The following is a 24,845-nucleotide window of genomic DNA, read 5'->3' on the forward strand; positions in this document are numbered from 1 at the left end:
TCAGAACACGAAGCGCGCGCCGACCAGCAGGCTGCGGCCCGGTGTGGCAAAGCCGTTCGCCGGCTCGTAGCGGCTGTTGGTGAGGTTGCGGCCCTCCGCGAAGGCCGTGATCCCCTCCATCACCCGGTAGCTGCCGGTCAGGTTCGCGACCGTGCCAGCCTTGTTGTAGGTCAGCCCGCCGATGAAGGCGCCGCTGTTGCTGTAGGCCGCCGTCTCGGGCGAGGGGCCGGTGAACAGCACCTCCGGCGCGATGGTCAGGCGATCCGTCGGCGAGACACGGGCGCTGACGGCGACGACGTTCTTCGGCCGACGCGCGAGCGGCGCGCCCGTCACCTCGTCCCGCGTCTCCGTCGCCGTCCAGGCCACGCGGCCATCCAGCCAGGGCGCCGGGCGCATCGTCACGCCCACTTCCACGCCGCGCGACATGGCGCGCTCCACATTCGCCAGGCTGGTGAAGGTGGCGTTGAAGTTGATGAGGTTGCGGTACTGCGTGTCGAAATAGGTGACGTTGACCGTCGCCCCATCCTCCCGCCCGAAGAGGCCGAGATCCGTCTCCACCCCCGCTTCCCAGGAGAAGGAGGTTTCGGGCCGCAGGTCCGGATTGCCCTGGAAGGTCGTGCCGATGCGCCCGAAGCGCTGGTAGAGGGAGGGGGCCTTGAAGGCCGTGCCCGCCGCCAGGATCAGGCGCGAATTCGCCTCCGGCACCTGCAGCACCGCGCCGGTGCGCCAGGACAGGAAGCCGTCATAGTCATCCGCCAGGTCCTGCCGCAGCCCGGCGGAGAGGTCGAGCCTGCCGCCCACCTGGCCCTGGACGCCCGCATGCAGCGCGGTGGAGCGTGCGGTCGCGTTGGTGGTGGTGCGGAAACTCGGCGATCCCGATTGCTGGTCCACCGCCTCCCGCTCATGCGTCACGCCGAAGGCCAGCGCCGATTGCGCGAAGGGCCCGACATCGCCGAGGCGGACGCGGTTGCCCCAGTCGAAGACCTGGCGTTCGCCGCGATAGAGGTCGTCCGTGCTGGCGCTGCTGCGGGCATCGGGCAGGTTGAGGTAGCGGCGGCGATCCTCCGTCAGCGCCAGGCGGAGCCCGGTGGTCCAGGCGCCGTCGAGCAGCGCCGTCTCGCCGCGCAGCTGCCCGTACCAGCGGCGGTCATTGCCGGTGTAGTTCGGGTCGTCATTCGGGATGTTGTCGAGTTCGCTGCGGTTCTCGCGCCAGCGCACCAGGCCTTCCAGGCGGGTGCCTGCGGCGGGGTTCCAGCCGAAGCGCGCGGTGCCGGCAGCACCGCGGAAATCCTCGGTCTCCCGCGTGTCGCGATTGAACCGGCGGGCGGTGGCGTCGCTGCCCTGGGTGGTCAGGCCCTGGCCGGCCACCATGTAGTCCCAGGCCGGCATGCTGCCCATGACGCCGAGCGTGCCGCGCGCCGTGCCCTGGCTGCCGCCGGCGATCTCCCCGAAGGCCTGCATCGGCGTATTGGCCGGCGCCCGGCGGCTGATGAGGTTGATGACGCCGCTGATGGCGCCGGATCCGTAGAGGGAGGAGCCGGGGCCGCGCACCACCTCGATCCGCTCGATGTCACCCAGCAGCTCGTTGCCGAAGTTGAAGGCACCGTTGGGCTCCGACGGGTCGTTCACCGGCACGCCGTCCAGCAGCACCAGCACGTGGCGGGAGGCGCCGCCGCGGATGAAGGCGCTGGCCTGCTGGCCGATGCCGCCGATCTGCACCAGGCGCAGGCCCGGCACCGTCGCCAGCGCCTCCGCCAGGGTCTGGTAGCCGCGTTCCTCGATATCCGCCCGCGTGATGACGGTGACGGCGGCGGGCACGCGTTCCGCGGGCGTCGGGATGCGGGTCGCCGTGACGATCGTCTCCGGCAGCACGGTGGTGGCGGGGGATGGTGTCTGCGCGAGCGCAGGCAGGGTGAGGCCGAGCACCAGCGGTGCGGCCAGGTGGTTCAGATAGCTTCGCATCGGGTCCCTCCGAGCGACTGGACGACATGCCCGCACGCCCCTGCCGGGGCGCGCTGGCGGTTGGCGTCGTCGCCGCAGGCGGAAACGAGCGGCGGCGGGCCGAAGCGGGCCCGTTGCCTGTCGTTCCGTTGCGCCGGTGCACCCCGCCCGGCACGCGCGTGACGTCTCTGCGCCGGCCGGTCTCCTGGCTCACGGAGTGCCGGGGGAATGAAATCCCCGGTGCCCCCGCCGCCTTCTCAGGCCCGATGGACCCAATGGCGTCTGGCAGGGGCGCTCCGCCTACAGTTGCGGGGGCAGCCGCGGACTGGGCCGGCACCCCGCTTGCGCCGGGGCCGGCCTTCGCGCGTTCCCGTTTCAGCCCTTGCGGGCCACCGGCGCATGGGCGGAGGCTAGCACCGCCCGCGAAGCCGGGACAATCGGGCGGGCTTCAGAAGATCCAGCCTGCTGCCTTGATGGCGAACCACACCATGGCGCCGAGCACCACGGTCGCAAAGACGCAGCCCGCGATGGTCAGCACCATGCCCCAGCCCGTGACCTTGCTGTCATGCTCGATCAGGCCGAGCGCCATGACGATGTTGCCGAAGGCCGGCGGTCCGTTGGTGCCGGGCCCCGGCAGGATCAGCATGATGGCGACATAGGCCGTCAGCCAGCCGATGATGCGTTCGCCGAGCGGGCTGGTGAAGAAGCCGGGGCGTGGCCTGACATAGCGCTCGATCCGCCCGAGCCCCTTGGAGGAGGCGGAAGCCAGGCGGAGCAGGTCCGACCGCTTGATGGTCTGCCGCGCCAGGATGCCCGGCAGCTTAGGCACCCGCAGCCCGAGCCCCATCTGCACGCCCAGGATCAGCAGCGGCGTGCCGAAGACGCTGGCCATGCCGGGCAGCAGCCCCGGCAGCAGCAGCAGCAGCAGCAGCATGCCAAAGGCGCGGTCGCCGAAGGCGGTCGCCATCTCGCCGAGGCTGATCCGCTCCCCCGGGAAGGCCGCCGCGACCTCCGCCACGATGCGGGAGATCGGCGCGCTGTCGGCCGTGGAAGGGGCCTCCTCGGTCGTCATGGGGCGGGCATCCGGGCAGGGACGGCGGCGTGGTGGGGACCGCCGGTCGCGATGGGGGTCATGGCGATCCGATCAGGTGGTTGAAGGTAGCCAGCAGGGCCAAGCCGATGCTGGCGAGGATGGTGAGGCTGAGCGCCGCGGCCAGCAGGCCGAGCACCGCGCCGAGCGCAATGGTGACGCTGTCGTTCTCCACCACGCCGATGGCCATGATGAGGCAGGCGAGGGCCGGCGGGGCGTTGGTGAAGGGCGTCGGCAGGATGACGACGAGACCGAGCAGCAGCACCCAGAGCCCCACCACCCGTTCCCCGGTCGCGCTGGTCAGGGCGGAGGGCCGGGGATGCGCCATGCGTTCCACCCTCAGCAGCCAGGGCATGGCGCGCGTCGTCGCCCGGCGCAGCGTGTCCCGCCGCAGGCGTCGTCCCGCGATGAACCGCGGCAATGTGGGCCCCGGCCGGCCCGCGGCCAGTTGCGCCGCCACCAGCATCATCGGCAGCCCCGCCACGGTGCTGAGGCCCGGCAGGTAGAAGGGCAGCAGGTTCGGCAGGGCGAAGAGGACGATCAGCACGCCGAAGCCGCGCTGCCCCAGCGCGGTGGCGAGGTCGCCCAGCGTCAGCGTCGCCGTCGGCCAGTCCCGGGCAAGCCGATCGAGCAGGACGGAAACCGGCGCGCCGGGCGGGGCCCCCGGCGCTGCGCCCTGGTGGTGGTCGATGACGTGGCAACTCCTCTCCGGACCCGAAACCTCAGGCTCTTGCGGCCTTCCCTGTCGAGGCTCCGGTTAGCATGCCGGGCGGGGCGCTGACAGCGCCGGAAAGGCCCCCGCTAGGTGCCCGTGAAGCGCGGCCGGCGTTTCTCCATGAAGGCGCGCCGGCCCTCCCGGTAGTCGGCGCTGTCGAAGCAGGCGGCGAAGGCGGCCTGCACCGCCGCCATGTCCCGCGCGGCCGGGTCCTGCACCGCGGCCGCGACGGAGAGCTTGGCGGAGCGGATGGTGAGCGGCGCGTTGCCGGCGATGGTCGCCGCCAGCTTCGCCACCGTGCTGTCCAGCAATTCCACCGGCACCACGTCATTCACCAGGCCGATCCGCTCCGCCTCCCAGGCATCGATCCGCTCACCGGTGAAGAGCAGCATGCGCGCATGCGCCGGGCCGACCAGGCTGGTCAGCGTCTGCACCGTGGGGAAGCCATAGGCCAGGCCGAGCTTCGCCGCGGGAATCCCGAAGCTCGCATCCTCCGCCGCGATGCGGAGATCGGCGCTCATCGCCAGGCCCAGCCCGCCGCCCAGGCAGAAGCCCCTGATCTTGGCGATGACGGGTTTCGGGAAGCTGGCCAGCGCCGCCCGCCCGGCGGCGGTCAGGCGTTCATAGGCCTGCTGCGCCTCCGCATCGCTGCGCTGGGCCTCGAACTGGCTGATATCGGCGCCGGAGACGAAGGCCTTGTCGCCCGCGCCCTCCAGCACGACGACGCGCACCTCCGGATCGGCCGCGAAGCCCTCCAGCGCCTGGGCCAGCCCCTCCCACATCGGGATGGACATGGCGTTGCGCTTCTCGGGCTGGTTGAACACCACGCGGCCGACACCGCCATGGGTGTCGGCCAGGATCTTCGACCCCGCGAATTCGCGGCGCGTCGGCGCTTCGGCCATCGATGACTCTCCCGGTTCTATGCCGATCACATGACATCGGATCGGCATTCTGTCCCGGGATGTGCAACAAAAGTTTATTCCGGTTGAAAATTCGCGATCCGGAGCAATTCCGCGTTGCGGGCCACATCCGCCGCGATGAAGCGCTCGGCCTCCGCCACCGTTTCCGCCAGCGGTTCGAAGCCGAGGCCGGTCAGGCGTTCCACCACCGCGGGCTCCCGCATCCCCTCGACCAGCGCGGCGTTCATGCGTGCCACCAGCTCCGCCGGCACGGCGCGGGCGGCCCAGACACCGTACCAGGAGAAGAACTCGAAGCCCGGCAGGCCGGCTTCCGACATGGTGGGCAGTTCCGGCGCCAGCGGCGTGCGGCTGGCGGTGGCGATGCCGAGGCCGCGCAACTGCCCGCCGCGGATCATCGGCAGGGTGGCCAGCACCGGGTCGAACATCAGGTGGGCATTGCCCGCCGCCACGTCGGTCAGCGCCGGCGCGGTGCCGCGATAGCCCACGATCTCGATATTCGCGCCGGTGACGCGGTTGAACTCGATGGTGCCGAGATGGCCTGCGGAGCCGAGCGAGGAGGTGGCGAAGGACCATTGCGCAGGGTTGCGCTTCGCGGCCTCCACGATCTCCGGGATCGTCCGCTGCGGACGGGACGGGGACATGACCAGCACCAGCGGCCCACGGGCGGTGCGCGCCACGGGGACGAAATCCGCCACGGGATCGTAGGGCACGTTGCGCATGACATGGCGCGCCATGACGTGGATCGAGGCCGAGCCGAGGATCGTGTAGCCATCCGCCGGGGATTGCAGCATGGCCGTGCTGCCGACCTGGCCGTTGGCGCCGGAGCGGTTCTCCACCACCACGGAAACGCCCAGCTTCTCTCCGATCTTCTGCGCGGCGAGGCGGGACATGGCGTCCGTTGCGCCGCCGGGGGGATAGGGGACGATCATGCGGATGTTGCGGTTGGGCCAGGCGCCCTGGGCGTGGACCGCCGGTGCGGCCATGGGAGCGGCCAAGAGGCCGCTGGTTGCCATCAGGATGCCACGCCTGCCGATCATTGCCCTGTTCCCTGTTCCCGGTGCGGGCGCAGTCTGGCACCCGTGAAGCGGGCGCGCAAACCGGTCGTGGATCAGGCAGGAAGCACCCATGGATAGCGTGGATATCGCCCTCTGCCTGGCCATGGACGTCTCCGCCAGCGTCAGCTTCGAGGAGTTCGCGCTGATGGCCGGCGGCACCGCGGCAGCCTTCCGCGACGCCTCCGTGCTGGCCGCCGCCACCGGCGGGCCCCGCCGCGCGGCGGCCGTGGCGCTGCTGCTGTGGTCCGGCACCGGCCAGCAGGATCTCGCCATCGGCTGGACCCGCATCGCCGATCCCGCGGGGGCGGAGGCGCTGGCCGAGGCGATCGAGAATGCCCCCCGCCTGCCGCGCCCCGGCGCCACCGCGCTGGGGGAAGGGATGGCCGCGGGCCTCGCGACCCTGGCGCGCTGCCCGGCGGAGGCCACGCGCACCGTCATGGACGTGTCCGGCGATGGCCGCCACAACCAGGGGCGGGACCCGGCGCCGGTGCGGGATCTGGCCGTGGCGGCCGGCATCACCATCAACGGCCTGGCGATCCTGAACGAGGAGCCGGATCTGCTGGACCATTACGAGGCCGAGGTCATCGGCGGCCCCGGCGCCTTCGCCATGGAATGCGCCGACTACATCGACTTCGCCGACGCCATCCTGCGGAAGCTGCGCCGGGAACTCGGCGGGGGAAGCCTTGTGGTCTGACCCCCGCCGGGCCTAAGCCCGCGGCACGAAGAACGCCCCACGGACCCGCATCATGCTCCTGCTCATTCCCGGCCCCGTCCAGACCCGCCCCGAGGTCCGCGCCTGCATGGCGGAGGACATCGCCCCCTGGGACGAGGATTTCCGCGATGAATACGCCGCCATGCGGCCGCGCATCGTGGCGATCGCCGGGGGCGATTGGGGCGAGCATGTCTCCCTGCCCCTGCCGGGCTGCGGGCACATGATCATCGAATCCGCGATCCGGACCTTCGTCCCGCCGGGTGGCACGCTGATGGTGGTGCAGAATGGCGGATACGCCGACCGCCTGGTTCGGCTGGCCGGGGAAGCCGGGCGCAAGGTCGTCTCCCTGCACGGCCCCGACAACCGTCCCATGGAGCCCGAGCGCCTGGCCGAGGCTCTGGCCGAGCATCCGGAATGCAGCCATGTCGCGCTGGTGGTGAGCGAAACGGGCACGGGCATCGTGAACGATCCCAACGTGCTCGGCCCCGTCATCGCGGCCGCTGGCCGGCGCATGATCTGCGACGCCGTTTCCGGCTTCGGTGCGCTGCCCTTCCGCATCGCCGACCATCCCGAATGCGACGTGGTCGTCTTCACCTCCAACAAGTGCCTCGAAGGCATGCCGGGCTTCGGCTTCGCCGTGGCGCCGGTGGCGCGGCTGGAGGAATGCCGTGGCAATGCCGGCTCCTGGGTCATGGACCTGGTCGATGTGCATGACCATGCGCTGCGCAACGGCTGGGGCAGCTTCCGCTTCACCCCCGCCGTGCAGGCGCTGCGCGCCTTCGGCAAGGCGATGGAGATCTACGAGGCCGAGGGCGGGCAGGCAGGCCGGCTGGCGCGCTACAGCCGCAACAGCAAGGTGATGCGCGAAGGCCTGCAGGCGCTGGGCTTCACCCCCTATGTCGCGCCGGAACACCAGGGGCCGATCATCGTCAACGTCTTCCAGCCCGTGGACCCGAACTGGAATTTCGCCACCTTCCGGACCGCGATGAAGACCAAGGGCGTCATCCTGTCCGACTTCTACACGACGAAGGTGCCGACCATGCGCTTCGGCTGCATCGGCGCGATCGACGAATCGGATATCCGCGCCGCGCTGGCCAAGGTGGCGGAGGTGCTGGAGGAGATGGGGGTGGGGAAGCGCGCCGCGGCGTAGCCCGCCCGGGGTTGCAGCCCCGTCTTTTGCTGCCGCATAGTCCCGGGGCTTCGATCCAAGGATGGCTCCCATGCGGCGACGTTCGGTACTCGGTGCGGGTCTTGGCGCGGCGGCGCTGCCGCTGGCAGGCGCCAGGGCCCAGCAGCGCTTCGCGGGGCGGGAAGTCGTGGCGACGGCCTTTGGCGGGCCGAGCCAGGACATGCTCCAGCGCATGGTCTTCGACCGCGTGCAGCGGGAGACCGGCGCGCGCGGCACGCAGACGCCACTGCTCTCCGCCAATGCCTTCGCCCGCATGCGGGCGGAGGCGCAGGCGCCGCAGATCGACCTCTTCATGTTCAGCGGCGGCCAGCATGTGCAGGCCAAGGCGGATGGGCTGACGCAGGCCCTGCCGGCGCAGCCCCACTTCGCCAATGTGCCCGCCAACCTGAAGGACCCCGAGGGCCACTGGATCGCCTGGGGCCTGGTGACGGAAGGCATCCTCTACCGCCCCGACAAGGTGCCGAACCCGCCGAAGAGCTACCGCGACTTCTTCCGCCCGGAATTCGCCGGCCACATCGCCTTCCCGCATATCACCAACGGCTACGGCACCGATTTCCTGGTGATGCTGGCCCGCGCGCATGGCGGCGATGAGCGCAACATCAACCCGGGCTTCGATGCGCTGAAGCGCATCGCGCCGCGCGCCAACATCTTCCGCTCGGCGGCGGAGGTGCAGACGCTCTTCGCCTCCGGCGACATCTGGATCATGCCCTATGACGGGGCGTCCGCCATGCGCAGCACCAATATGGGCATCCCCGTCGCCTATGCGGTGCCGGAGGAGGGCGCGCCCTATGTCCTGCTGGTGGGCTGCGTCGCGCGGCGCAGCCGCAACGCCGACATCGCCGCCGCGATCCTGAACGGGCACCTGGAGCCCGAGGTGCAGGCCGCCATCGCCAAGGATGTCGGCTGGGCGCCGGTCAACACCGCGACGCAACTGCCGGCCGATGTCGCGCCCTTCATGGCGCCGACGGACAAGCTGGCGCATCTCGACCGCGACGTGATCAACGCCAGCCGCCCCGCCTGGACCGACCGCTTCAACCGGGAGATCAGCCGGTAGCATCGATGCACGCTTCCGCCCGGCGGGGGCTCGTCGCCGCCGGGCTGCTGGCCCCGGCGGCGCTGGTCTTCGCGCTGCTCTTCATCTGGCCGCAGCTCGGCCTCTTCCTGCAATCCATGCCGCCGGGCGCGCCGCTGGCGCAGTACGAACGCTTCCTCGGCGACAGCTATTATCTCGGCGTGCTGGGCAACAGCCTGCTGCTGGGCCTCTGCGTCACGCTGGTGACGCTGGTGCTGGGCTTTCCGCTCGCCTTCCTGCTGGCGCGGGCGGAGACGCGCTGGGCGGGGCTGCTGCTGCTGCTGACCAGCTTTCCGCTCTGGGTCAGCGCCGTCGTGCGCAGCTTCGCCTGGATGGTGCTGTTCTTCCGCAACGGCGTGGCCAGCCGCCTGCTGCAATCGACGGGGCTGGTCGAATCCAACTTCCAGCTCATCGGCACCTTCGCCGGCGTCGTCATAGCGCTGGCGCAGGTGCTGCTGCCCATCATGATCGTGACGCTCTACGCCGTGATCCGCGGCATCGACCGGGATCTGGAACATGCGGCGATGAGCCTCGGCGCCTCGCCCGTGGTCGCGCTGTGGCTGGTGACGATCAGGCTGGCGCGGGGCGGCATCCTGGCGGGGTCGCTGCTGGTCTTCTCGCTCTCCGTCAGTGCCTTCGCGACGCCGTCGCTGGTGGGCGGCGCGCGGGCGCATTTCATGGCGGTGACGATCTACGAACAGACGCTGGAACTGCTGGACTGGCCCTTCTCTGCCGCCATCGCGGCTATCCTGCTGGCCATCTCCATCAGCGTGGCACTGACCTATGGCAGGCTGCTGGGCGATGCGAAGGAGCAGGCGCGATGATCTCGCTCCGCAGCCCCTTCGGCTGGGTGCTCCGCCTGATGGCGGTGCTGACCTTCATCTATCTGCTCGGGCCGCTCTTCGTCATCGTCGCGGCGTCCTTCAGCGATACGGGCTACCTCGCCTTCCCGCCGCAGGGCTTGTCGCTGCGCTGGTATCGCCAGGCGCTGGGCGATGTGCGCTACCTCAACGGCTTCTTCGTCAGCCTGCGCCTGGCGGGCACGGTCGCCGTGCTGTCGCTGCTGATCGGCACGGCGGCGGCGGTGGCCCTCACTCGCTTCCGCTTCCCCGGCCGCGCGCTGCTGGAGGCGATCTTCCTCTCGCCGCTCGTGCTGCCCGGCCTGGTGCTGGCGGTGGCGCTGACGCTGTTCTACGCGGCACATCCCGTGGCGCCGCCCGGCCTGCCGAGGCTCGTCATCTCCCATCTGCTGGTCGGCGTGCCGCTGGTGCTGCGCGTCATGCTGCCGGTGCTGAAGCGCGTCGACCCCGCGCTGGAGGAGGCGGCGCAGAATCTCGGCGCCTCCCCGCTGCATGCCTTCTTCCTGGTGACGCTGCCGGCGCTGAAGCCGGGGTTGTTCGCCGCCGCGGCGCTCGCCTTCATCTTCTCCTTCGACGAGGTGGAGATGGCGCTCTTCCTCGGCTCCGCCCGCGATGCGCCGCTGACCGTCGTGCTCTACGGCGCCGCGCAGATGCAGATGGACCCGACCGTCGCCGCCGTCTCCGCCATGCTCATCCTGCTCGCCCTGATCCTGATGGTGGCACAACAGGCCTATGCAAACCGATGAGTGAGAGAGTCTTGCCAAGTGCCGTGCTCGCGCACGGCACCCCTCAGACGCCGGGCGACCGCATCCGCGGCCTTGGCTTCGCGGCATGCGCCGCGGGCCGCCTTCGCGGCCTCGGCCGGCTACGCCGGCCGCAGGGTGCATCAGCGTGACAACAGCCTCGCCCGAACTGGTCCTGGAGGGCCTGGCCCGCCGCTACGGCAATACGACCGCCGTGGAGCGCATGGACCTCGCCGTGAAGCCGGGCGAGCTGGTCGCACTGCTCGGGCCCTCTGGCTGCGGGAAGACGACCACGCTGCGCATGGTGGCGGGCTTCGTGGAGCCGAGCGAAGGCCGCATCCTGCTGCGGGGCCGCGACATCACGACGATGCCGCCCCACAGGCGCGACACCGGCATGGTGTTCCAGTCCTACGCGCTGTTCCCGCATCTGACGGTCGCCGAGAACATCGCCTTCGGCCTGCAGCGCCGCGGCGTGCCCAAGCCCGAGGCCGCGGAGCGCGTGGCGCGCATGGTGGCCCTGCTGCAACTCCAGGGGCTGGAGAAGCGCCTGCCGAAGCAACTCTCGGGCGGGCAGCAGCAGCGCGTCGCGGTCGGCCGGGCGCTGGTCATCAACCCCGCCGTCGTCCTGCTGGACGAGCCCTTCAGCAATCTCGACGCCCTGCTGCGGGAGGGCACGCGAATCGAGCTGCGGCGGCTCCAGACCGAGCTCGGCCTGACGACCCTCTTCGTCACGCATGACCAGGCGGAGGCGATGGCGATCTCCGACCGCATCGCGGTCATGAACAAGGGCCGCCTCGAACAGCTCGGCACGCCGCGGGAGGTCTATGACCGCCCCGCCACCCGCTTCGTCGCCAGCTTCATCGGCCGCGCCAATCTTTTCGTCAGTGCCGATGGCCGCACCAGCGAGGACGGCATCGCGCTCGACATCCCCACCCCCGGCACCTGGCTGCTGCGGCCGGAGAAGGTGACGCTGGACCAGGCCCCCGCCACGGGCCCCAACAGCGTGGCCGGGACCGTCGAGGTCGTGAGCTTCCTCGGCACCGGCGCGCAGGCCGTGCTGCGCCTGCCCGGCGGCCGCGCCCTGCTCATCGAAGGCCCCGCATCGCTCGCCGATCTCCGCCCCGGCGCCTCCGCCACGGCGCGCTGGACCCCCCAAGACCTGACCCTGATCCCGGGAGAACATTGATGCGCTTCGGCACCGCGGAGGCCGCGCCCGGCGAACTCGCCACGGGCGTGATCGAGCTCGGCCACGACAATATCCTGCCGCTGGTCTCCCCCGTCATGCTGGCGCGCGGCGCGCTGCCGGGGCCGCGGCTGTTCATCCAATGCCTGATCCATGGCGGCGAGAATGTGGGCCCCATCGCGGCGGCGCGCTTCATCCGCTCGCTTGACCTGAAAACGTTCAAGGGCAGCATCGCCGCTCTGCTGGTGGCGAATCCGCTCGGCCAGCGCGCGCATAGCCGGCTGACGCCGCAGGACGGCACCAACCTCAACCGCATCTTCCCCGGCAGCCCCACGGGCAGCGTCGGCGAACAGATGGTGGACCGGCTGCTGGCCATCGCGGGCGAGCATGGCGGGGATACGATCCTCGACCTGCATAGCGGCGGCGAACTGACCATCACCGCCTTCTACGTCATCTATGACGACAAGTTCGACGGACCGCAGCAGCGCGCCTCCAAGGCGCTCGCGGCGCAGGTGGGCAGCCGCTACCAGTGGGGCGCGTCGGAGGGCTGGATGGATGGCACCTACCTCGCCCATGTCAGCCGCACGCATCGCAAGACCGCGCTGATCATCGAAAGCGGCGGCGGCGCGCGGGTGCGGGAGGAGGACCTCGCGAATTTCTCCACCGCGCTGAACGGCGCCGCCCGCGCGATGGGCATGATCCCGGGCGATCCGCCCGTCGCCACCGATATCCGCCGCGGCGGCAACGCCGTGCATGTGAAGTGCACCAGGGGCGGCTACTGGGAGTGCCTGGTGGAGCCTGGCCAGGACATGGTGGCGGGCCAGGTGATGGGGCGGATGGTGGACCTCTACGGCCAGGTGGTGGAGGAGATAAGCTGCCCCACCGGCCAGGCCTGGGTCGGCTCCATCCGCCGCCCCTGGATGCCCCTCTACAGCGGCGACCAGGTGGTGGAGGTGGTGGAGCGCCTCTGACTCGAAAAGCCCTCTCCCCCAGCGGGGGAGAGGGTTGGGTGAGGGGGGTTACTCCTCCCGCCTGATCTCCAGCATCTTCGCGCCGCGCAGCCGGATGTCGGCGCATTCCTTCGCGAAGGCGGGAAGATCCTCCGCCACCATGCGGCCGAACATCGTCACCGGCGTCCAGCCCAGCGGGCCGAAGACGCGGCCGCCATCGCCGTAGAACATGCCGATCTCCCAGAACTCGTCGGCCAGGCCCTTCATCATGTTCGGCGCCTGGTAGAACCACAGCACGTCGCCCGGCGTCGGGATCACGGTCTGGTTCTCCGGCGGCAGGCTCCTCGGGTCGAAAGTCTGGTTCTCCGGCGGCAGGCCGATCATGATCTCCGGCCCCGCGAACATCGCGTGGAAGCTCAGCTGCCGGACCGGCGTGGCGAGTGCGCCCCAGATGGCATCGACGGTGCGGGCGGCGAGCGTCTCATGCAACTCGACCCGGCCGGAGACCCCGGCATCGACGAAGGTGAAGCGCAGCTGGCGGGGCATCATTCTCTCCTGATTCCGAAGGCGCTCAGGATCGGCCCTGACCTGCCCGCCGGTCAATCGCGGGCTGCGCGAAACCATCCGCGCCGGCTCAGCGAAGCGTGGTCCAGGCCCCACCCCGAGGCAGGACCATGGACCTCCGCGAGATGCGGTATTTCGTCGCCGTCTGCGAGACGCTGAACTTCACCCGCGCCGCGGAGCAATGCGGCGTGACGCAACCCACGCTGACCCGCGGCATCCAGAAGCTGGAGGCGGAGCTCGGCGCGCCGCTCTTCGCGCGCGAACGTGGCCATACGCATCTCACCTCGCTCGGCCGGCTGGTGCAGCCGCGGATCGAGGACATCGTCGCGCGCAGCGCCCATGTGCGGAAGCAGGCCAGCCTGCATCTCCGCCTGCAGGGGGCGGAGCTGCGCCTTGGCGTCATGTGCTCGATCGGCCCCGCGCGCTTCAGCCGCTTCCTGCAGGGCTTCCGCGCCTGCCGTCCTGGCATCGACCTCTCGCTGGTGGATGCGACGCCGCCGCGCCTGTCGGAGATGCTGCTGGATGGCGACCTCGACGCCGCGCTGATGCCGGAGCCCGAGGAGTATGCGGAGCGGCTGAAGGTCGAGCCGCTCTATGCCGAGCGCTACGTCGTCGCCTGCGCGCCGGGCCATCCCTTCGCGGCGCGGGAGACCATCCGCATGCGCGACATGGACGGCCAGCCCTACCTGTCGCGCCTCAATTGCGAGCATCGGGAGGTGCTGGCGGAGCGACTGGTGGAAGCGGGTGCGACGCTGGTGCGCGCCGCGTGCAGCGAGCGGGAGGATTGGATCCAGAGCCTGGTCGCCGCCGGCATGGGCGTCTGCTTCCTGCCGGAATACAGCGCGGTGCAGCCGGGCCTCGTGTTGCGGCTGGTGGAGGATGCGCCCATCGCGCGTCACGTCTCGCTGGCGACGGTCGCCGGCCGGCGCTGGTCGCCCTCGCTCGTGCCCTTCATGGAGGCGCTTCGCCGCAGCGACCTGGTCGCGTGAGGGCGATACGCGCGCTGCATGGAATCGATCCGTGCAACGCATTGGCGGTGCCACGCGGCACTGCCGGATAGTCCACTCGCCGGCGCATCGCAACGTGGTGTGTCGCCATCAACGGAGAAGAATGATGAAGGCTGTTCTGCCAACCCTGCTCGCGGCCGCGGCGATGACCCTGACGGTCTCCGCGGCGTCCGCGCAGAGCTATCCGCGCGTGACCGGCACCGGAGAGAATGTGATGGTCGATTACGGCCCGATGCCGGGCAACATCCTGGGCGGCGGTCGCGTCATCGCAACGCGGATGGGCGCGATGGGCGATGTGGACCTGCTCCACCTCGACGGCATGTTCGCGCTCGCCCCGCGCGAAGGCTTCGTCCCGCTGACGATCGGCAGTGGCGAGGGGGCGGAGACCGTCTGGGTGCCCGCCGCGATGGTCGCGATGATGCGCCAGGCCCGCCAGAGCATGCCAGCGCGTTGACGCGGATGCGCCCGGGGCCTTGCTGCCCCGGGCGCCACGCGATCAGAAGCGGTAGCGGACGCTGGCGCCGACGATCCAGGGATCGAGGTCGGCCTGCCCGCGCACGGCGCCACCATTCACGCGCACATCCGGGCTGAGCCAGAGGCGCTTCACGTCCACATTCGCCATCCAGTTCGGCGCCACCTCGTAGTCCACGCCGACATTCACGGCGTAGCCCCAGGCATTCTCGACATCGACGCGGTTGATGCCGGCGGACCGGCTGCCGCCTTCGCCGTAGAACACCGTGTAGTTCAGGCCGACGCCGAGATAGGGGCTGACGCGGCTCGTCGGCAGCGGATGGTATTGCAGCGTCACCGTCGGCGGCAGCGCCCAGACTCGGCCGAGTTCGATCGTGCCGGCGCCCGGCACGTTGCGCACGCTGACATCATGGCGTGAGGTCGCGGCGATGACGTTCACCGCGAAGTTCGGCGTCAGGAAGTAGGTCAGGTCCAGCTGCGGGGTCGCGGTATCGCTGGCGCGCGGCGTGCCGCCGATGGAGGTGCTGCCGCCATTGCTCGGCAGCACGCCGATCAGCCCCGCACCCAGCACGATGTCGCCCGCCTGCTTGCCGCGCACATCCTGCGCCATCGCAGGGGCCGCGGCGATCGCGCATGCCATCGCGGCCGCGATCATCTTCATGGTCATAGCCTTGCCTCATCATCCGCGGCGCGCCCCAAGCGCGGCCGCCGCGGCTGTTATCGGCGCGGCATGACCTGCCATCCTTGATTCAGATCATGCGGATGTGTCGTTCACTCCGCGCGGATATTCGCGGTGCGCACCACCTGGCGCCAGCGCTCGATCTCCGCCTGTTGGAAGCTTCTGTATTCAGCAGGGGAGTTTCCAATCACGTCGAAGCCGATGGCGTTCAGCCGCTGCACGTTCTCGGGATGCTTCAGCGCCTCCACCGTCGCGGCATGGACCTTGGCCAGCAGCGCCTCCGGCATCGCCGCCGGCGCCATCACCGCCTGCCAGGAAGTGACGACGAAATCGGCGAGCCCGGCCTCCGCCGCCGTCGGCACATCCGGCAGGATCCGGTTGCGCGTCTCGCTCGTCACGCAGATCGCGCGCAGCCGCCCGCCCTGGATATGCGCGGCCACGGTGCCGAGATTCTGGAAGGAGAGCTGGACATTGCCCGCGATCAGGTCGGTCGCCGCCGCGGCGCCGCCCTGGTAGGGGACGTGGACGGGATCGGTGCCCGTGCGCTGCTTGAACAATTCCATCGTCAGATGGTCGGAGGAGCCGACGCCGGAGGTGGAGTAGCTGGTCCGCCCGACATTGGCCTTCAGCCAGGCCACCAGCTCCGGCAGCGTGCGGACCGGCACCTTCTCCGCATTCACCACCAGCACGTTCGGCGTGGTGACGGCCAGCGTCACCGGCGCCAGTTCCCGGATCGGGTCGTAGCCGAGGTTGGGGCGCAGCGCCGTGTTGATGGCGAAGACGCCGATCGAGCCCACGAACAGCGTGTGCCCGTCCGGCGCCGCGCGAACCACCTGGCGCGCCGCGACCTCCCCGTTCGCGCCCGGTCGGTTCTCCGCCACCACGGGCTGGCCGACCAGCTGCCCCATGCGGTTGGCGATGGCGCGGGCGACGATGTCGGAAGGTCCGCCGGCCACGAAGGGCACGATGACGGTCACGGGCCGGGTCGGCCATTCCGGCGCGCCCTGGGCGCGGGCGAGGCCGGGCAGCAAGGGCGTGGCGGCCAGCGAGGCCAGCAGCGAACGACGGCGCATGGATGTCTCTCCCGGTTGGTCTTGGCCGCAGCTTGGCGCGCCGCGGACGCCGCGCAAAGGCCGCCGTGACATGTCGGGGTCGGCTTGCGGAGATGTTCGCATCATGATGCAGTGTTCACGATACGGAAACGCCCCGACCGCGCGGCAGCACCGCCACAGCCAGGGATCTGCCATGACCGACACCCACCGCACCCTTCTCCCCCGCCGCGCCCTGCTTGGCGCTGGCGCCGCCCTGCTGGCGGCGCCCGCGCTGGCCCAGGCGCCGTGGCCGAACCGGCCGATCCGCCTGATCGTGCCCTTCGGCCCGGGCGGCTCCACGGACGTGCTGGCGCGGCTGCTGACGGAGCAGATGGCGCCCCGTCTTGGCCAGCCCTTCGTGCTGGAGAACAGGCCCGGCGCCGGCGCCACGCTCGGCACCGGCGTCGTCGCGGATGCGGCGCCGGATGGCTATACGGTGCTGCTCTCTGCCATCAGCGCCTTCTCCGTCGGCAGCACGCTCTATCGCGGCCGGATCACCTGGGACCCCGTCCGCAGCTTCGCGCATGTCGGCATGATCCAGTCCGGCTACTACGCGCTGATGGCGAACAACAACGCGCCCTACGCCAACCCTGCGGACCTCGCCGCCGCCGCCCGCGCGCGGCCGGGCATCGCCTATGCGACCTCCGGCGTCGGCTCCCTGCCGCATCTCTTCATGCTGCGCTTCTGCCAGGTCGCGAACATCGAGATGCAGCACATCCCCTATCGCGGCGGCGCCCAGGCGGTGAATGACGTGGTGGCCGGCGTGGTGCCGGTGACGCTGGACGGCATCGCCAGCTCCGTCGGCCTGATGCGCAACGGCCAGATCAAGGGCATCGGCATCACCGGCCCGACGCGCCAGCCCCTGTTCCCGGACATGCCGACCTTCGTGGAGCACGGCTTCCCGGGCCTGGTGGCGGAAGGCTGGGCCGGCATGGCCATGCCCGCCGCGACGCCGAAGCCCATCCAGGAACGCTTCGCCGCCGTGCTGAAGGAGGTGCTGGAACTCCCGCAGATCATCGAGCGCTACCGCCAGCTGGCGATCGACCCCGGCAACCGCTTCGGCGATGCCGCCCAGGCCTTCGTGGCGCAGGAAGTCGAGACCTGGCGGCCCCTCGTCATCGCCTCGGGCGCCACGGTGGATTGAGCGCATGCCTGTCGCCGCTGACCGCGTGCCGGCCTTCCAGGAGTTGCTGGGGGGCCGCGCGGACCTCGCCTTCATCCCGCTGAGCACCGACCTCCACTACCTCTTCGGCATCGCCCGCGACATTCCGAAGTATGGCGTGACGCTGCATCCCGGCGACTGGCTGGAAGGCGCCTGGGTCGCCCCGGGCCATCCGCCGGTGCTCGCCCTGCCGCGCATGACGGCGGAGTTCGGCGGCCGCGGCGCGCCGCCCGGCACGGAACTCCGCGTGCTGGGCGACTGGGACGACCCGGCCGCCCTGGTGCGGGAACTGATCGCCCGGTTTAAGCTGCCCGCGCGCCCGCGCATCGCGGTCAGCGACCGCGCCCATGCCGACAGCGTCGTGCATATCCAGCAGCTGCTGCCCGATGCCGTCTTCTGCTCCGCCACCGCCCTCCTCCGCGAACTCCGCCTCATCAAGTCGGATGAGGAGATCGCGCTGATGCGGGAGGCCGGGCGCCGCACGGAAGCGGCCTTCGCCGAGATGCTGCCGAAACTCCGCTTCGGCATGACCGAGCTCGATGTGGTCGCCGAGATCGACTACCAGATGAAGCGGCAGGACAGCCTCGGCCCCACCTTCACGACGACGCTCTACAACAGCGGTCCGAACCACCCGCTGATGCTGGGGCGACGGCTCGATTCCTGGAAGCGGAAGATCGAGAGCCCGGTCTCCGTGCTGTTCGACTTCGGCGCCTCCCATGGCGGGCTCTGCTACGATTACGGCCGCACCGTGCATTTCGGCGAACCCTCCGCCGAGCAGATCAAGGTCCATTCGCTGGTGATCGAGGCGCAGCGCGCCGGCATTGCCGCCCTGAAGGTGGGGGAGGCGACCTGCGAGCAGGTGGATGCCATCGCCCGCAAGGTGATCGAGGATGCGGGCTATGGCCCCAATTTCCGCCATCGCCTGGGCCATGGCATCGGCTGGGACGTGCATGAACCTCCCTTCCTGACCAAGGGCGACACGACGGTGCTGCGGGAGGGCATGATGTTCACGGTGGAGCCCAGCATCCTGCAGCCCACCAGCTTCAGCGCGCGGACGGAGGATGTGGTGGTCGCCCGCCCCGGCGGCGGCGAACGCCTGACAGCCGGCTTCCAGGACCTGCTGGTGGTGGACCGCTAGCCTATTTCCGCTTCTTCCGCGCCGCCTCGCCCACGGGGTTGCCCGCGGCCGCCAGCAGGGAGAGGCGGCCGGGCAGGGCGGCACGGATCTCCGGCCGCCTTTCCTTCTCCCGCTTCCAGTGCTTGCGGTCCTTGCGGGTCATCCCGCAGCCCAGGCAGAAGCCGGTTTCCTCGTCATGGCGGCAGACATCGATGCAGGGGCTGGACATGGCGTCCCAGATGGCCCCGTCCCGTCTTGCCGCCAATCCACACTCGCGTCATGAGGCGCGTGCCGCCAACACCCAGGGGGAATCGCCAGGCCATGGCCACCGACCTCGAGATCGCCCGCAAGGCGACGCTCCGCCCGATCCAGGAGATCGCGGCCCGCGCCGGCATCCCGGATGACGCGCTGGAACCCTATGGCAAGTACAAGGCGAAGATCGGCACGGCCTTCGTCGCCGAAGCCTCGGCCCGCCCGCCCGGCGCCCTCGTCCTCGTCACCGGCATCAGCCCGACGCCGGCCGGGGAGGGCAAGACGACGACGACGGTCGGCCTCGGCGACGCGCTGAACAGTCTCGGCACCCGCACCATGATCTGCCTGCGGGAGCCCTCGCTCGGCCCCTGCTTCGGGGTGAAGGGCGGCGCGACGGGCGGCGGCTATGCGCAGGTGCTGCCGATGGAGGACATCAATCTCCATTTCACCGGCGACTTCCACGCCATCACCAGCGCCAACAACCTGCTTTCCGCCATGGTGGACAACCACCTCTATTGGGGGAACGAGCTCGGCCTCGACCCGCGCCGTGTCACCTGGCGCCGCGCGATGGACATGAACGACCGCAACCTGCGCGATTGCGTCGTCGGCATGGGCGGCGCGAGCCAGGGCGTGGTGCGGGAGGATGGCTTCGACATCACCGTGGCGTCCGAGGTGATGGCCGTCTTCTGCCTGGCGCGGGACCTGCAGGATCTGCAGGAACGCCTGGGCCGCATGATCGTGGGCCGCCGCCGCGACGGGACGGCGGTGACGGCGCGGGACGTGAAGGCGGACGGCGCCATGGCCGCGCTGCTGCGCGATGCGTTGTCACCGAACCTGGTGCAGACGATCGAGGGCTCCCCCGCCCTGGTGCATGGTGGGCCCTTCGCCAACATCGCGCATGGCTGCAACAGCCTGGTCGCGACGCGGCTCGGCCTTGGCCTCTCCGACGTCGTCGTCACGGAAGCCGGCTTCGGCGCCGACCTCGGCGCCGAGAAGTTCTTCGACATCAAGGCGCGCATGGCCGGCCTCAACCCCGCCTGCTGCGTCATCGTCGCCACCGTGCGCGCACTCAAGATGCATGGCGGCGTGGCGAAGTCCGATCTGGGGCGGGAGGATGTCGTGGCGGTGGAGCGCGGGGTCGTGAACCTCGCGCGTCACGTGGAGAACGTCCACAAGTTCGGCGTGCCTGTCGTCGTCGCACTCAACCGTTTCACCAGCGATACGCCGGCGGAGGTGGAGGCGATCCGCGCGGCGATGGCGCGGCTCGACACCCAGGCCATCCTCTGCACGCATTGGGGTGATGGCGCGGCGGGCGCGCAGGATCTGGCGCGGGCGGTGCAGGCGCGCATCGCCTCCGGCGCCGCGCGCTTCCAGCCGCTCTACCCCGACGCGATGCCGCTGGCGGACAAGCTTCGCACCATTGCGAAGGAGGTCTATCGCGCTGCCGACGTCTCCTTCCCGGCCCCCGTAATACAGAAACTTTCTCGGTGGGAGCAGGAAGGCTTCGGTCACCTCCCGGTCTGCGTGGCGAAGACGCAGTATTCCTTCAGCGCCGATCCCACAGCGCTCGGCGCGCCGACGGGCCATGTGCTGCCTGTGCGCGACGTCCGTCTTTCCGCTGGCGCCGGCTTCGTCGTTGCCGTCTGCGGGGAGATCATGACCATGCCCGGCCTGCCGCGCCGCCCGGCCGCGGAGACGATCGGCCTCGACTCCGACGGCAGAATAGACGGTCTCTTCTGACGTTACGCGTTGATTCGATTTGCGGTGACAAAACGTTGTTCAAGCGCACGCATCCGTTGGTCGTCTCCGGGCCGTCATTCGGCGTTCATGCCGCGGACCAACCAGACTGGAACGCCGCGTGGCTGGACAACAGGAGTATCGGAGGGAAGTTGACGCCTTCGCTGCCGCCGTAGCGGCGGAGATCCCGCGGCTGCGCCGTTTTGCCCGCGTCCTCATCCGGCCGGCCGAGGCGGCGGACGATCTGGTGCAGGAAACCGTGCTGCGCGCCATCGGCGCGCGGCAGCAATTCACGCCAGGCACCAACCTGCGCGCCTGGCTCTTCGTCATCCTTCGCAACGCCCGCAATGCGGAGCTGCGCCGCCTTCGCCGCTTCTCGCCGCTGGATGATGAGGCCGGGCAGTCCATTCCGGTTTCGGGGGGGCAGGAGGAGCGGCATGCGATGAACGACGTGGCGGCAGCCTTCCACCGCCTGCCACCGGTGCAGCGAGAGGCGCTGTGGCTCGTGGTGGTGGAGGGCATGGACTACGCCGCGGCAGCGGCCGTTCTGCGCATTCCCGTCGGCACCGTGCGTTCTCGCCTCTCCCGCGCGCGGGACGCGCTGCGGGAGGCTCTCGAATAGGCGGGGCTATTGTTCGCCCTTGTCCTCGAGCAGACGAAGCAACTCCGGCGGGACCGGCTCCGACAGGGCCGAATCATAGAGGCGCGACAATTCCTGCCGCAGCCAGCGGTCGAAAGCCGCATCGGTATCCGCCATGGCGGTCGCCGGCGGCGGAGACGCAACGGAGGAATGGAGATGGGCGCTCATGGTGCTGGAAGCGCCTGGGCCAGCAGCGGGTTCCCCTTCGCGCTTCGGAACGCCCTTAGCCCGCCCAGCCATGACGTCCCCTCGGTGCCGGCCCCTGGGCCAGCCCTGCCGCATCGATCAGATCGTGCACCGTCGCTGGCCGATCCCCGACGCTGCTCGCGGACAGCCCCTCCGCCATCGCAGCGTCATCCGGCGCCCGGCTGCGTGTGGCAGCCCCGGCGTAGCGGCGTAGCGCAGGCGGGTGCAGGGCAGTCGCCATTGACGCGATAGCATATCGTATCGGGTTGATCGCCGCCATGGTCTTTCGACCTAGGGGCGCTCGCCGCCCGCCCTGTCCCGTGCCCCGCGGAGCGTCCCCTGCAGGATGAACTGCGTCAGGGCCCGCGCCAGGCAGTCATGCAACTGGTCCGCCACGGCGGTGCGGCTGGCGCGCGGCGCGCGTTCCAGGTCCAGCCGCTCCGTCTCCGCCCAATGCCTCATGATGGTCCAGCGGCTGAAAAGCTGCGCGCCGGACGCCGCGGCGGCCAGGCGCAGCCGGTCCCGATAGGTCTCCACATCCGCATTGGCGCGGAAGAAGCGGCTGAACTGGGGATCCACCAGCACCACGTCGGTGCGCTCCCCCCGGCTGGCGCGCAGCCTGGCCACGCTGTCCTGCACCGCCTCCACCATCTCATCCGGCGACAGGCCGCGCGCGGCTTCCACGGTGCCGAGCTGCCAGATGATCAGGTGCGGGCGCAGCCGCGGCGCTTCCTCCGCGATGATGCGCGCATGGTCGGCGGCGGTGGTGCCTCGCCCGCCGAAGACGGAGACCTGGACCGTGGCCGGCGCCACATGCGCGCCCAACACCTTGTCGAGCCGTTCGGGCCAGGTGGCGGCGGGGCCGGAGGTGCCGCCCCCATGGGTGGAGGCGCTGCCCACCACCATCACCCGCAGCGCGCCGCGGGACAGGGCGGCCACGGAACCGGGGAGGGGGGCTGCCTCCATCGCTTCGGGCGGCGCCGAACAGCCGGCCGGCTCCGCCCGGGCGAGGCCCGGTGGCAGGAGCAACGCGGCCAGGACGAGTGCCGGCCGCAGCGTGTCTCGCAGGCGGGCCATGGGGCTCAAGGCGTAGCCGCCTGGGGCGTGGCGGGCAAGGCGGGCGCCCTGCGCCGCTTGCCCTCTCCGCCATACCAGGCGGAGACGACCGCGACGGCCACCAGCGCCGCCAGCCCCGCCAGGTTCACCGCGGCCTGCACCCAGCCGCCGGAAGCCAGTTCCAGCGCGATCCGGCCGAGGAAGGACAGGAAGATGCCGGCGCAGAACACGGCCAGCCCCTGCTGCCCCATCAGAACGAAGGGCGCCGCCGGCGGCCCGTTCAGCCAGCGCGCGCCCGCCGGCAGCCAATGCGCCACCAGCCACGCCATGACCAGCACGGAGGCGACGCGCACGGGGTGCAGCCCGGTCTTGTCCACGCCCGCCAGCCAGGAAGCCAGCCATTCCGGCGGCTCCCACCCCCGCGCCGGGCCATGCCAGGTCAGGTTCAGCGTCACCGCGGCGGCCAGCAGCAGCAGCACCGCGAGGGCGGCCAGCCAGCGGCTCCAGGGAAAGCGCCGCGCCAGGGCCTGCGGATCCGTCCGGCCCATGACGACGCCGATGGCGAACAGCAGCTGCCAGGCGAGCGGGTTGAAGAACCAGGCCGACCCTGTCCAGGACGGCGGTTCCCAATCCAGCAGCCGCGCCGCGGCGTAGAGCGCGATGGAACCGCCGAGCAGCCAGCCCGGCCGGTTGATCAGCGGCAGCGCCACCGCGAACATCGCCAGCACGACGATGTAGAGCGGCAGGATGTCGAGGAAGGCCGGCTGGTAGCGCAGCAGCAGCGCCTCCAGCATGGCCCGGTAGGGTTCCTGCCCGAAGGGGTCCAGCTGCAGCTCATCGAGGTAGGCCGCCTGGTCCAGCGCGGCGGCGGAATAGCCGACCTGGGCGGTGAAGACGACGAAGAGGAAGATGTGCGCGACATAGAGCGTGCCGACGCGGCCCGCGACCCGCGCCGCGGCATGCGCCCAGCCCTCCCGCTCCATCAGCCGGCCATAGGCGATGCCGGCGGCATATCCCGCCAGCAGGACGAACCCCTCGGTCGCGTCGCAGAAGGCCACGTTGCGCAATGTCATCTGGCCAAGCAGATTGCCCGGCGTGTGGTCAATGAAGATGAACCAGAGCGCCAGGCCGCGGATGAAATCCACCCGAAGGTCCCGGCCAGGCCGCACGAGCGCGTGGATGGAGTTGAGCATGCCGGCACAGCATCGCGGGGGACGGGGCCTTGGCGCAAGCGTCGGCCGATGACCTGCTGCGCGAGGGCGCCGCGCGCCACGCCCGCGGCGAGATCGCGATGGCGGAGCGGCTGTATCGCCGTGTCCTCAAGCTGCGGCCGCAGGATGCCAACGCCCTGAACCTGCTCGGCGTCGCGGCGCGCCAGCGCGGCGACATCGCCACGGCCCTATCCCTCTCCGCGGAGGCCGTCGCCCGCAACCCGGGCAGCCCCGTCTTCCTGGCCAATCGTGGCGGCACGCTGGCGGAGGCCGGGCGGCTGGAGGAGGCGGCGCAGGCGTTGCGCGCCGCACTCGCCATCCGGCCCGCCGATCCGATGGCGCTGCGCAACCTCGGCCAGGTGCTCTGCGCGCTGGGCGATGCGGCCGCCGCGATCGAGCCGCTGCGCCGTGCCACCACCCTGGCCCCCGCGACGCCGGAACCCTGGATCGCGCTCGCCCATGCGCTGCGCGAGGTCGGGCAGGATGGCGCGGCGGAGGCCGCCCGTCGCGCCCTCGCCATTCCCGGCCTCGATCCTTCGCTGGCCGACCAGGCCCGCTTCCTGCTGGCGGCGCTGGGGGCGGAAGCGGCGCCGGACCGTGCGCCGGCCGCCTATGTGCGGGACCTCTTCGACCTCTATGCGCCGCGCTTCGACGAGGATCTGCAAGGGCGGCTCGGCTACCGCACGCCGGCGCTGCTGGCCGCGCTGGTGGCACGCGCGGGCTTCGCCACGGGCCGGGTGCTCGACCTCGGCTGCGGCACGGGCCTGTCGGGCCTGCCGCTCAAGCCCATGGCGACGCGGCTGGAGGGGCTGGACCTCTCGCCCCGCATGCTGGCGGAAGCCGCGAAGCGCGGCATCTACGATGCGCTGCATGAGGCCGACCTGCTCGCCTGGCTGCCGACGCGCCGCGGCGGGTTCGACCTGGTGGCGGCGGCGGATGTGCTGAACTACCTCGGGGACCTGGCCCCCGCGCTCACCGCGATCGCCGCCGCGCTGCGCCCGGGCGGCCTGGCCGCCTTCAGCATCGAGAAGGGGGCGGACGCGCCCTACGCGCTCGGCAACGGCCTTCGCTACCGCCACGACCCCGCGCATGTCGAGGCCCTGGCCCGCGCCGGGGGGCTGACGCTCCTGGCGCGGGAGGAGACGGCGCTGCGGGAGGAGAAGGGCGTGCCGGTGGCGGGCGTGCTCTTCGTGCTGCGCCGGGTCTAGCAACTTGTTTTCACGCATTTTCCGAGTCGTCGGG

General features: G+C 70.8%; 26 protein-coding genes and 1 riboswitch. Of the genes, 14 read left to right on the top strand and 12 right to left on the bottom strand.

The features are described 5' to 3' along the window. From G3576_RS25110 to G3576_RS25130, 5 genes are all read right to left on the bottom strand, one after another. Positions 1-1,962, bottom strand: coding sequence for a TonB-dependent receptor plug domain-containing protein (locus G3576_RS25110; protein WP_164697233.1), 1,962 nt, complete (start codon positions 1,960-1,962; stop codon positions 1-3). A gap of 157 nt (positions 1,963-2,119) precedes the next feature. After that, positions 2,120-2,353: riboswitch (cobalamin riboswitch) on the bottom strand. Positions 2,354-2,389: 36 nt separating this feature from the next. Then, positions 2,390-3,013: an exopolysaccharide biosynthesis protein gene (locus G3576_RS25115; protein WP_164697234.1), complete on the bottom strand. Its 624-nt coding sequence runs from the start codon at positions 3,011-3,013 to the stop codon at positions 2,390-2,392. A gap of 58 nt (positions 3,014-3,071) precedes the next feature. Continuing rightward, complete coding sequence (locus G3576_RS25120) at positions 3,072-3,722, bottom strand: exopolysaccharide biosynthesis protein (RefSeq protein WP_164697306.1); 651 nt, start codon at positions 3,720-3,722, stop codon at positions 3,072-3,074. A 110-nt stretch (positions 3,723-3,832) separates the two neighbouring features. Continuing rightward, the gene (locus tag G3576_RS25125; RefSeq protein ID WP_164697235.1) at positions 3,833-4,648 is read right to left on the bottom strand and encodes an enoyl-CoA hydratase; all 816 of its coding nucleotides are present in this window, start codon (positions 4,646-4,648) and stop codon (positions 3,833-3,835) included. A 74-nt stretch (positions 4,649-4,722) separates the two neighbouring features. Further along, positions 4,723-5,703 (bottom strand): Bug family tripartite tricarboxylate transporter substrate binding protein, encoded by a 981-nt coding sequence (locus tag G3576_RS25130; protein ID WP_207623034.1) that lies wholly within the window; start codon positions 5,701-5,703, stop codon positions 4,723-4,725. An 88-nt stretch (positions 5,704-5,791) separates the two neighbouring features. Between G3576_RS25130 and G3576_RS25135 the strand changes: the two genes are divergently transcribed. The 7 genes from G3576_RS25135 (at position 5,792) to G3576_RS25165 (ending at position 12,451) form a co-directional block, all read left to right on the top strand. Then, the gene (locus G3576_RS25135) at positions 5,792-6,415 is read left to right on the top strand and encodes a DUF1194 domain-containing protein (protein WP_164697236.1); all 624 of its coding nucleotides are present in this window, start codon (positions 5,792-5,794) and stop codon (positions 6,413-6,415) included. Positions 6,416-6,467: 52 nt separating this feature from the next. After that, positions 6,468-7,583 (top strand): 2-aminoethylphosphonate--pyruvate transaminase, encoded by a 1,116-nt coding sequence (locus G3576_RS25140; RefSeq protein WP_164697237.1) that lies wholly within the window; start codon positions 6,468-6,470, stop codon positions 7,581-7,583. Between the two features lie 70 nt (positions 7,584-7,653). Next, the gene (locus tag G3576_RS25145) at positions 7,654-8,676 is read left to right on the top strand and encodes an extracellular solute-binding protein (protein ID WP_164697238.1); all 1,023 of its coding nucleotides are present in this window, start codon (positions 7,654-7,656) and stop codon (positions 8,674-8,676) included. Between the two features lie 5 nt (positions 8,677-8,681). Further along, the gene (locus G3576_RS25150) at positions 8,682-9,518 is read left to right on the top strand and encodes an ABC transporter permease (protein WP_164697239.1); all 837 of its coding nucleotides are present in this window, start codon (positions 8,682-8,684) and stop codon (positions 9,516-9,518) included. Beyond that, positions 9,515-10,300, top strand: coding sequence for an ABC transporter permease (locus G3576_RS25155; protein WP_164697240.1), 786 nt, complete (start codon positions 9,515-9,517; stop codon positions 10,298-10,300). The genes G3576_RS25150 and G3576_RS25155 overlap by 4 nt, the downstream gene beginning before the upstream one ends. Before the next feature lie 145 nt (positions 10,301-10,445). Continuing rightward, positions 10,446-11,483, top strand: a complete 1,038-nt coding sequence (locus G3576_RS25160; RefSeq protein ID WP_328729781.1) for an ABC transporter ATP-binding protein — start codon at positions 10,446-10,448, stop codon at positions 11,481-11,483. Then, positions 11,483-12,451 carry a succinylglutamate desuccinylase/aspartoacylase family protein gene (locus tag G3576_RS25165; protein ID WP_164697242.1) on the top strand — a complete coding sequence of 323 codons (969 nt, stop codon included), beginning with the start codon at positions 11,483-11,485 and terminating at the stop codon, positions 12,449-12,451. The genes G3576_RS25160 and G3576_RS25165 overlap by 1 nt, the downstream gene beginning before the upstream one ends. Positions 12,452-12,499: 48 nt before the next feature. Here the strand turns inward: G3576_RS25165 and G3576_RS25170 are convergent, their stop codons facing one another. Further along, positions 12,500-12,976, bottom strand: coding sequence for a DUF3830 family protein (locus G3576_RS25170; RefSeq protein WP_207623035.1), 477 nt, complete (start codon positions 12,974-12,976; stop codon positions 12,500-12,502). A gap of 128 nt (positions 12,977-13,104) precedes the next feature. On the opposite strand from G3576_RS25170, the gene G3576_RS25175 reads away from it, so the two are divergent. Continuing rightward, positions 13,105-13,983 (top strand): LysR family transcriptional regulator, encoded by an 879-nt coding sequence (locus G3576_RS25175; RefSeq protein WP_164697244.1) that lies wholly within the window; start codon positions 13,105-13,107, stop codon positions 13,981-13,983. A 121-nt stretch (positions 13,984-14,104) separates the two neighbouring features. After that, positions 14,105-14,455 carry a hypothetical protein gene (locus G3576_RS25180; protein ID WP_164697245.1) on the top strand — a complete coding sequence of 117 codons (351 nt, stop codon included), beginning with the start codon at positions 14,105-14,107 and terminating at the stop codon, positions 14,453-14,455. A gap of 42 nt (positions 14,456-14,497) precedes the next feature. Here G3576_RS25180 and G3576_RS25185 read toward each other — a convergent pair whose 3' ends face one another. Beyond that, positions 14,498-15,139: an OmpW/AlkL family protein gene (locus G3576_RS25185; protein ID WP_164697246.1), complete on the bottom strand. Its 642-nt coding sequence runs from the start codon at positions 15,137-15,139 to the stop codon at positions 14,498-14,500. Between the two features lie 104 nt (positions 15,140-15,243). Then, positions 15,244-16,224 carry a Bug family tripartite tricarboxylate transporter substrate binding protein gene (locus G3576_RS25190; protein ID WP_164697247.1) on the bottom strand — a complete coding sequence of 327 codons (981 nt, stop codon included), beginning with the start codon at positions 16,222-16,224 and terminating at the stop codon, positions 15,244-15,246. A 172-nt stretch (positions 16,225-16,396) separates the two neighbouring features. Between G3576_RS25190 and G3576_RS25195 the strand changes: the two genes are divergently transcribed. Both G3576_RS25195 and G3576_RS25200 read left to right on the top strand, forming a co-directional pair. Then, a complete protein-coding gene (locus G3576_RS25195; protein ID WP_164697248.1) occupies positions 16,397-17,386 on the top strand; it encodes a Bug family tripartite tricarboxylate transporter substrate binding protein in 990 nt (329 codons plus the stop codon). A gap of 4 nt (positions 17,387-17,390) precedes the next feature. Next, positions 17,391-18,542, top strand: a complete 1,152-nt coding sequence (locus G3576_RS25200) for a M24 family metallopeptidase (protein WP_164697249.1) — start codon at positions 17,391-17,393, stop codon at positions 18,540-18,542. A gap of 1 nt (position 18,543) precedes the next feature. On the opposite strand, the gene G3576_RS25205 is transcribed toward G3576_RS25200, so the two are convergent. Next, on the bottom strand, positions 18,544-18,750 hold the full coding sequence (locus tag G3576_RS25205; protein ID WP_164697250.1) for a DUF1289 domain-containing protein: 207 nt from the start codon (positions 18,748-18,750) through the stop codon (positions 18,544-18,546). Between the two features lie 92 nt (positions 18,751-18,842). Between G3576_RS25205 and G3576_RS25210 the strand changes: the two genes are divergently transcribed. Together G3576_RS25210 and G3576_RS25215 are read left to right on the top strand one after the other, a co-directional pair. Then, a complete protein-coding gene (locus G3576_RS25210) occupies positions 18,843-20,513 on the top strand; it encodes a formate--tetrahydrofolate ligase (RefSeq protein ID WP_164697251.1) in 1,671 nt (556 codons plus the stop codon). A 118-nt stretch (positions 20,514-20,631) separates the two neighbouring features. Further along, positions 20,632-21,132, top strand: a complete 501-nt coding sequence (locus tag G3576_RS25215; protein ID WP_164697252.1) for a sigma-70 family RNA polymerase sigma factor — start codon at positions 20,632-20,634, stop codon at positions 21,130-21,132. A gap of 6 nt (positions 21,133-21,138) precedes the next feature. Here the strand turns inward: G3576_RS25215 and G3576_RS25220 are convergent, their stop codons facing one another. The 3 genes from G3576_RS25220 to G3576_RS25230 form a co-directional block, all read right to left on the bottom strand. Then, the gene (locus G3576_RS25220; protein ID WP_164697180.1) at positions 21,139-21,318 is read right to left on the bottom strand and encodes a hypothetical protein; all 180 of its coding nucleotides are present in this window, start codon (positions 21,316-21,318) and stop codon (positions 21,139-21,141) included. Between the two features lie 309 nt (positions 21,319-21,627). After that, on the bottom strand, positions 21,628-22,413 hold the full coding sequence (locus G3576_RS25225; protein ID WP_164697253.1) for an SGNH/GDSL hydrolase family protein: 786 nt from the start codon (positions 22,411-22,413) through the stop codon (positions 21,628-21,630). 5 nt (positions 22,414-22,418) lie between these two features. After that, on the bottom strand, positions 22,419-23,585 hold the full coding sequence (locus G3576_RS25230; RefSeq protein ID WP_164697254.1) for an OpgC family protein: 1,167 nt from the start codon (positions 23,583-23,585) through the stop codon (positions 22,419-22,421). 29 nt (positions 23,586-23,614) lie between these two features. On the opposite strand from G3576_RS25230, the gene G3576_RS25235 reads away from it, so the two are divergent. After that, the gene (locus tag G3576_RS25235) at positions 23,615-24,811 is read left to right on the top strand and encodes a tetratricopeptide repeat protein (RefSeq protein WP_235952433.1); all 1,197 of its coding nucleotides are present in this window, start codon (positions 23,615-23,617) and stop codon (positions 24,809-24,811) included. Positions 24,812-24,845 lie beyond the last annotated feature (34 nt).

This window comes from Falsiroseomonas algicola (genome assembly GCF_011040385.1).
In the GTDB taxonomy this organism is placed as follows: Bacteria; Pseudomonadota; Alphaproteobacteria; order Acetobacterales; family Acetobacteraceae; genus Falsiroseomonas; species Falsiroseomonas algicola.

Coding starts and splice junctions, on each gene's coding strand:
- G3576_RS25195 (WP_164697248.1), top strand. CDS start 16,397: ATGACCGACACCCACCGCACCCTTCTCCCCCGCCGCGCCCTGCTTGGC.
- G3576_RS25145 (WP_164697238.1), top strand. CDS start 7,654: ATGCGGCGACGTTCGGTACTCGGTGCGGGTCTTGGCGCGGCGGCGCTG.
- G3576_RS25175 (WP_164697244.1), top strand. CDS start 13,105: ATGGACCTCCGCGAGATGCGGTATTTCGTCGCCGTCTGCGAGACGCTG.
- G3576_RS25200 (WP_164697249.1), top strand. CDS start 17,391: ATGCCTGTCGCCGCTGACCGCGTGCCGGCCTTCCAGGAGTTGCTGGGG.
- G3576_RS25130 (WP_207623034.1), bottom strand. CDS start 5,703: ATGATCGGCAGGCGTGGCATCCTGATGGCAACCAGCGGCCTCTTGGCC.
- G3576_RS25185 (WP_164697246.1), bottom strand. CDS start 15,139: ATGACCATGAAGATGATCGCGGCCGCGATGGCATGCGCGATCGCCGCG.
- G3576_RS25135 (WP_164697236.1), top strand. CDS start 5,792: ATGGATAGCGTGGATATCGCCCTCTGCCTGGCCATGGACGTCTCCGCC.
- G3576_RS25110 (WP_164697233.1), bottom strand. CDS start 1,962: ATGCGAAGCTATCTGAACCACCTGGCCGCACCGCTGGTGCTCGGCCTC.
- G3576_RS25170 (WP_207623035.1), bottom strand. CDS start 12,976: ATGCCCCGCCAGCTGCGCTTCACCTTCGTCGATGCCGGGGTCTCCGGC.
- G3576_RS25155 (WP_164697240.1), top strand. CDS start 9,515: ATGATCTCGCTCCGCAGCCCCTTCGGCTGGGTGCTCCGCCTGATGGCG.
- G3576_RS25220 (WP_164697180.1), bottom strand. CDS start 21,318: ATGAGCGCCCATCTCCATTCCTCCGTTGCGTCTCCGCCGCCGGCGACC.
- G3576_RS25225 (WP_164697253.1), bottom strand. CDS start 22,413: ATGGCCCGCCTGCGAGACACGCTGCGGCCGGCACTCGTCCTGGCCGCG.
- G3576_RS25230 (WP_164697254.1), bottom strand. CDS start 23,585: ATGCTCAACTCCATCCACGCGCTCGTGCGGCCTGGCCGGGACCTTCGG.
- G3576_RS25115 (WP_164697234.1), bottom strand. CDS start 3,013: ATGACGACCGAGGAGGCCCCTTCCACGGCCGACAGCGCGCCGATCTCC.
- G3576_RS25140 (WP_164697237.1), top strand. CDS start 6,468: ATGCTCCTGCTCATTCCCGGCCCCGTCCAGACCCGCCCCGAGGTCCGC.
- G3576_RS25125 (WP_164697235.1), bottom strand. CDS start 4,648: ATGGCCGAAGCGCCGACGCGCCGCGAATTCGCGGGGTCGAAGATCCTG.
- G3576_RS25210 (WP_164697251.1), top strand. CDS start 18,843: ATGGCCACCGACCTCGAGATCGCCCGCAAGGCGACGCTCCGCCCGATC.
- G3576_RS25190 (WP_164697247.1), bottom strand. CDS start 16,224: ATGCGCCGTCGTTCGCTGCTGGCCTCGCTGGCCGCCACGCCCTTGCTG.
- G3576_RS25180 (WP_164697245.1), top strand. CDS start 14,105: ATGATGAAGGCTGTTCTGCCAACCCTGCTCGCGGCCGCGGCGATGACC.
- G3576_RS25150 (WP_164697239.1), top strand. CDS start 8,682: ATGCACGCTTCCGCCCGGCGGGGGCTCGTCGCCGCCGGGCTGCTGGCC.
- G3576_RS25205 (WP_164697250.1), bottom strand. CDS start 18,750: ATGTCCAGCCCCTGCATCGATGTCTGCCGCCATGACGAGGAAACCGGC.
- G3576_RS25165 (WP_164697242.1), top strand. CDS start 11,483: ATGCGCTTCGGCACCGCGGAGGCCGCGCCCGGCGAACTCGCCACGGGC.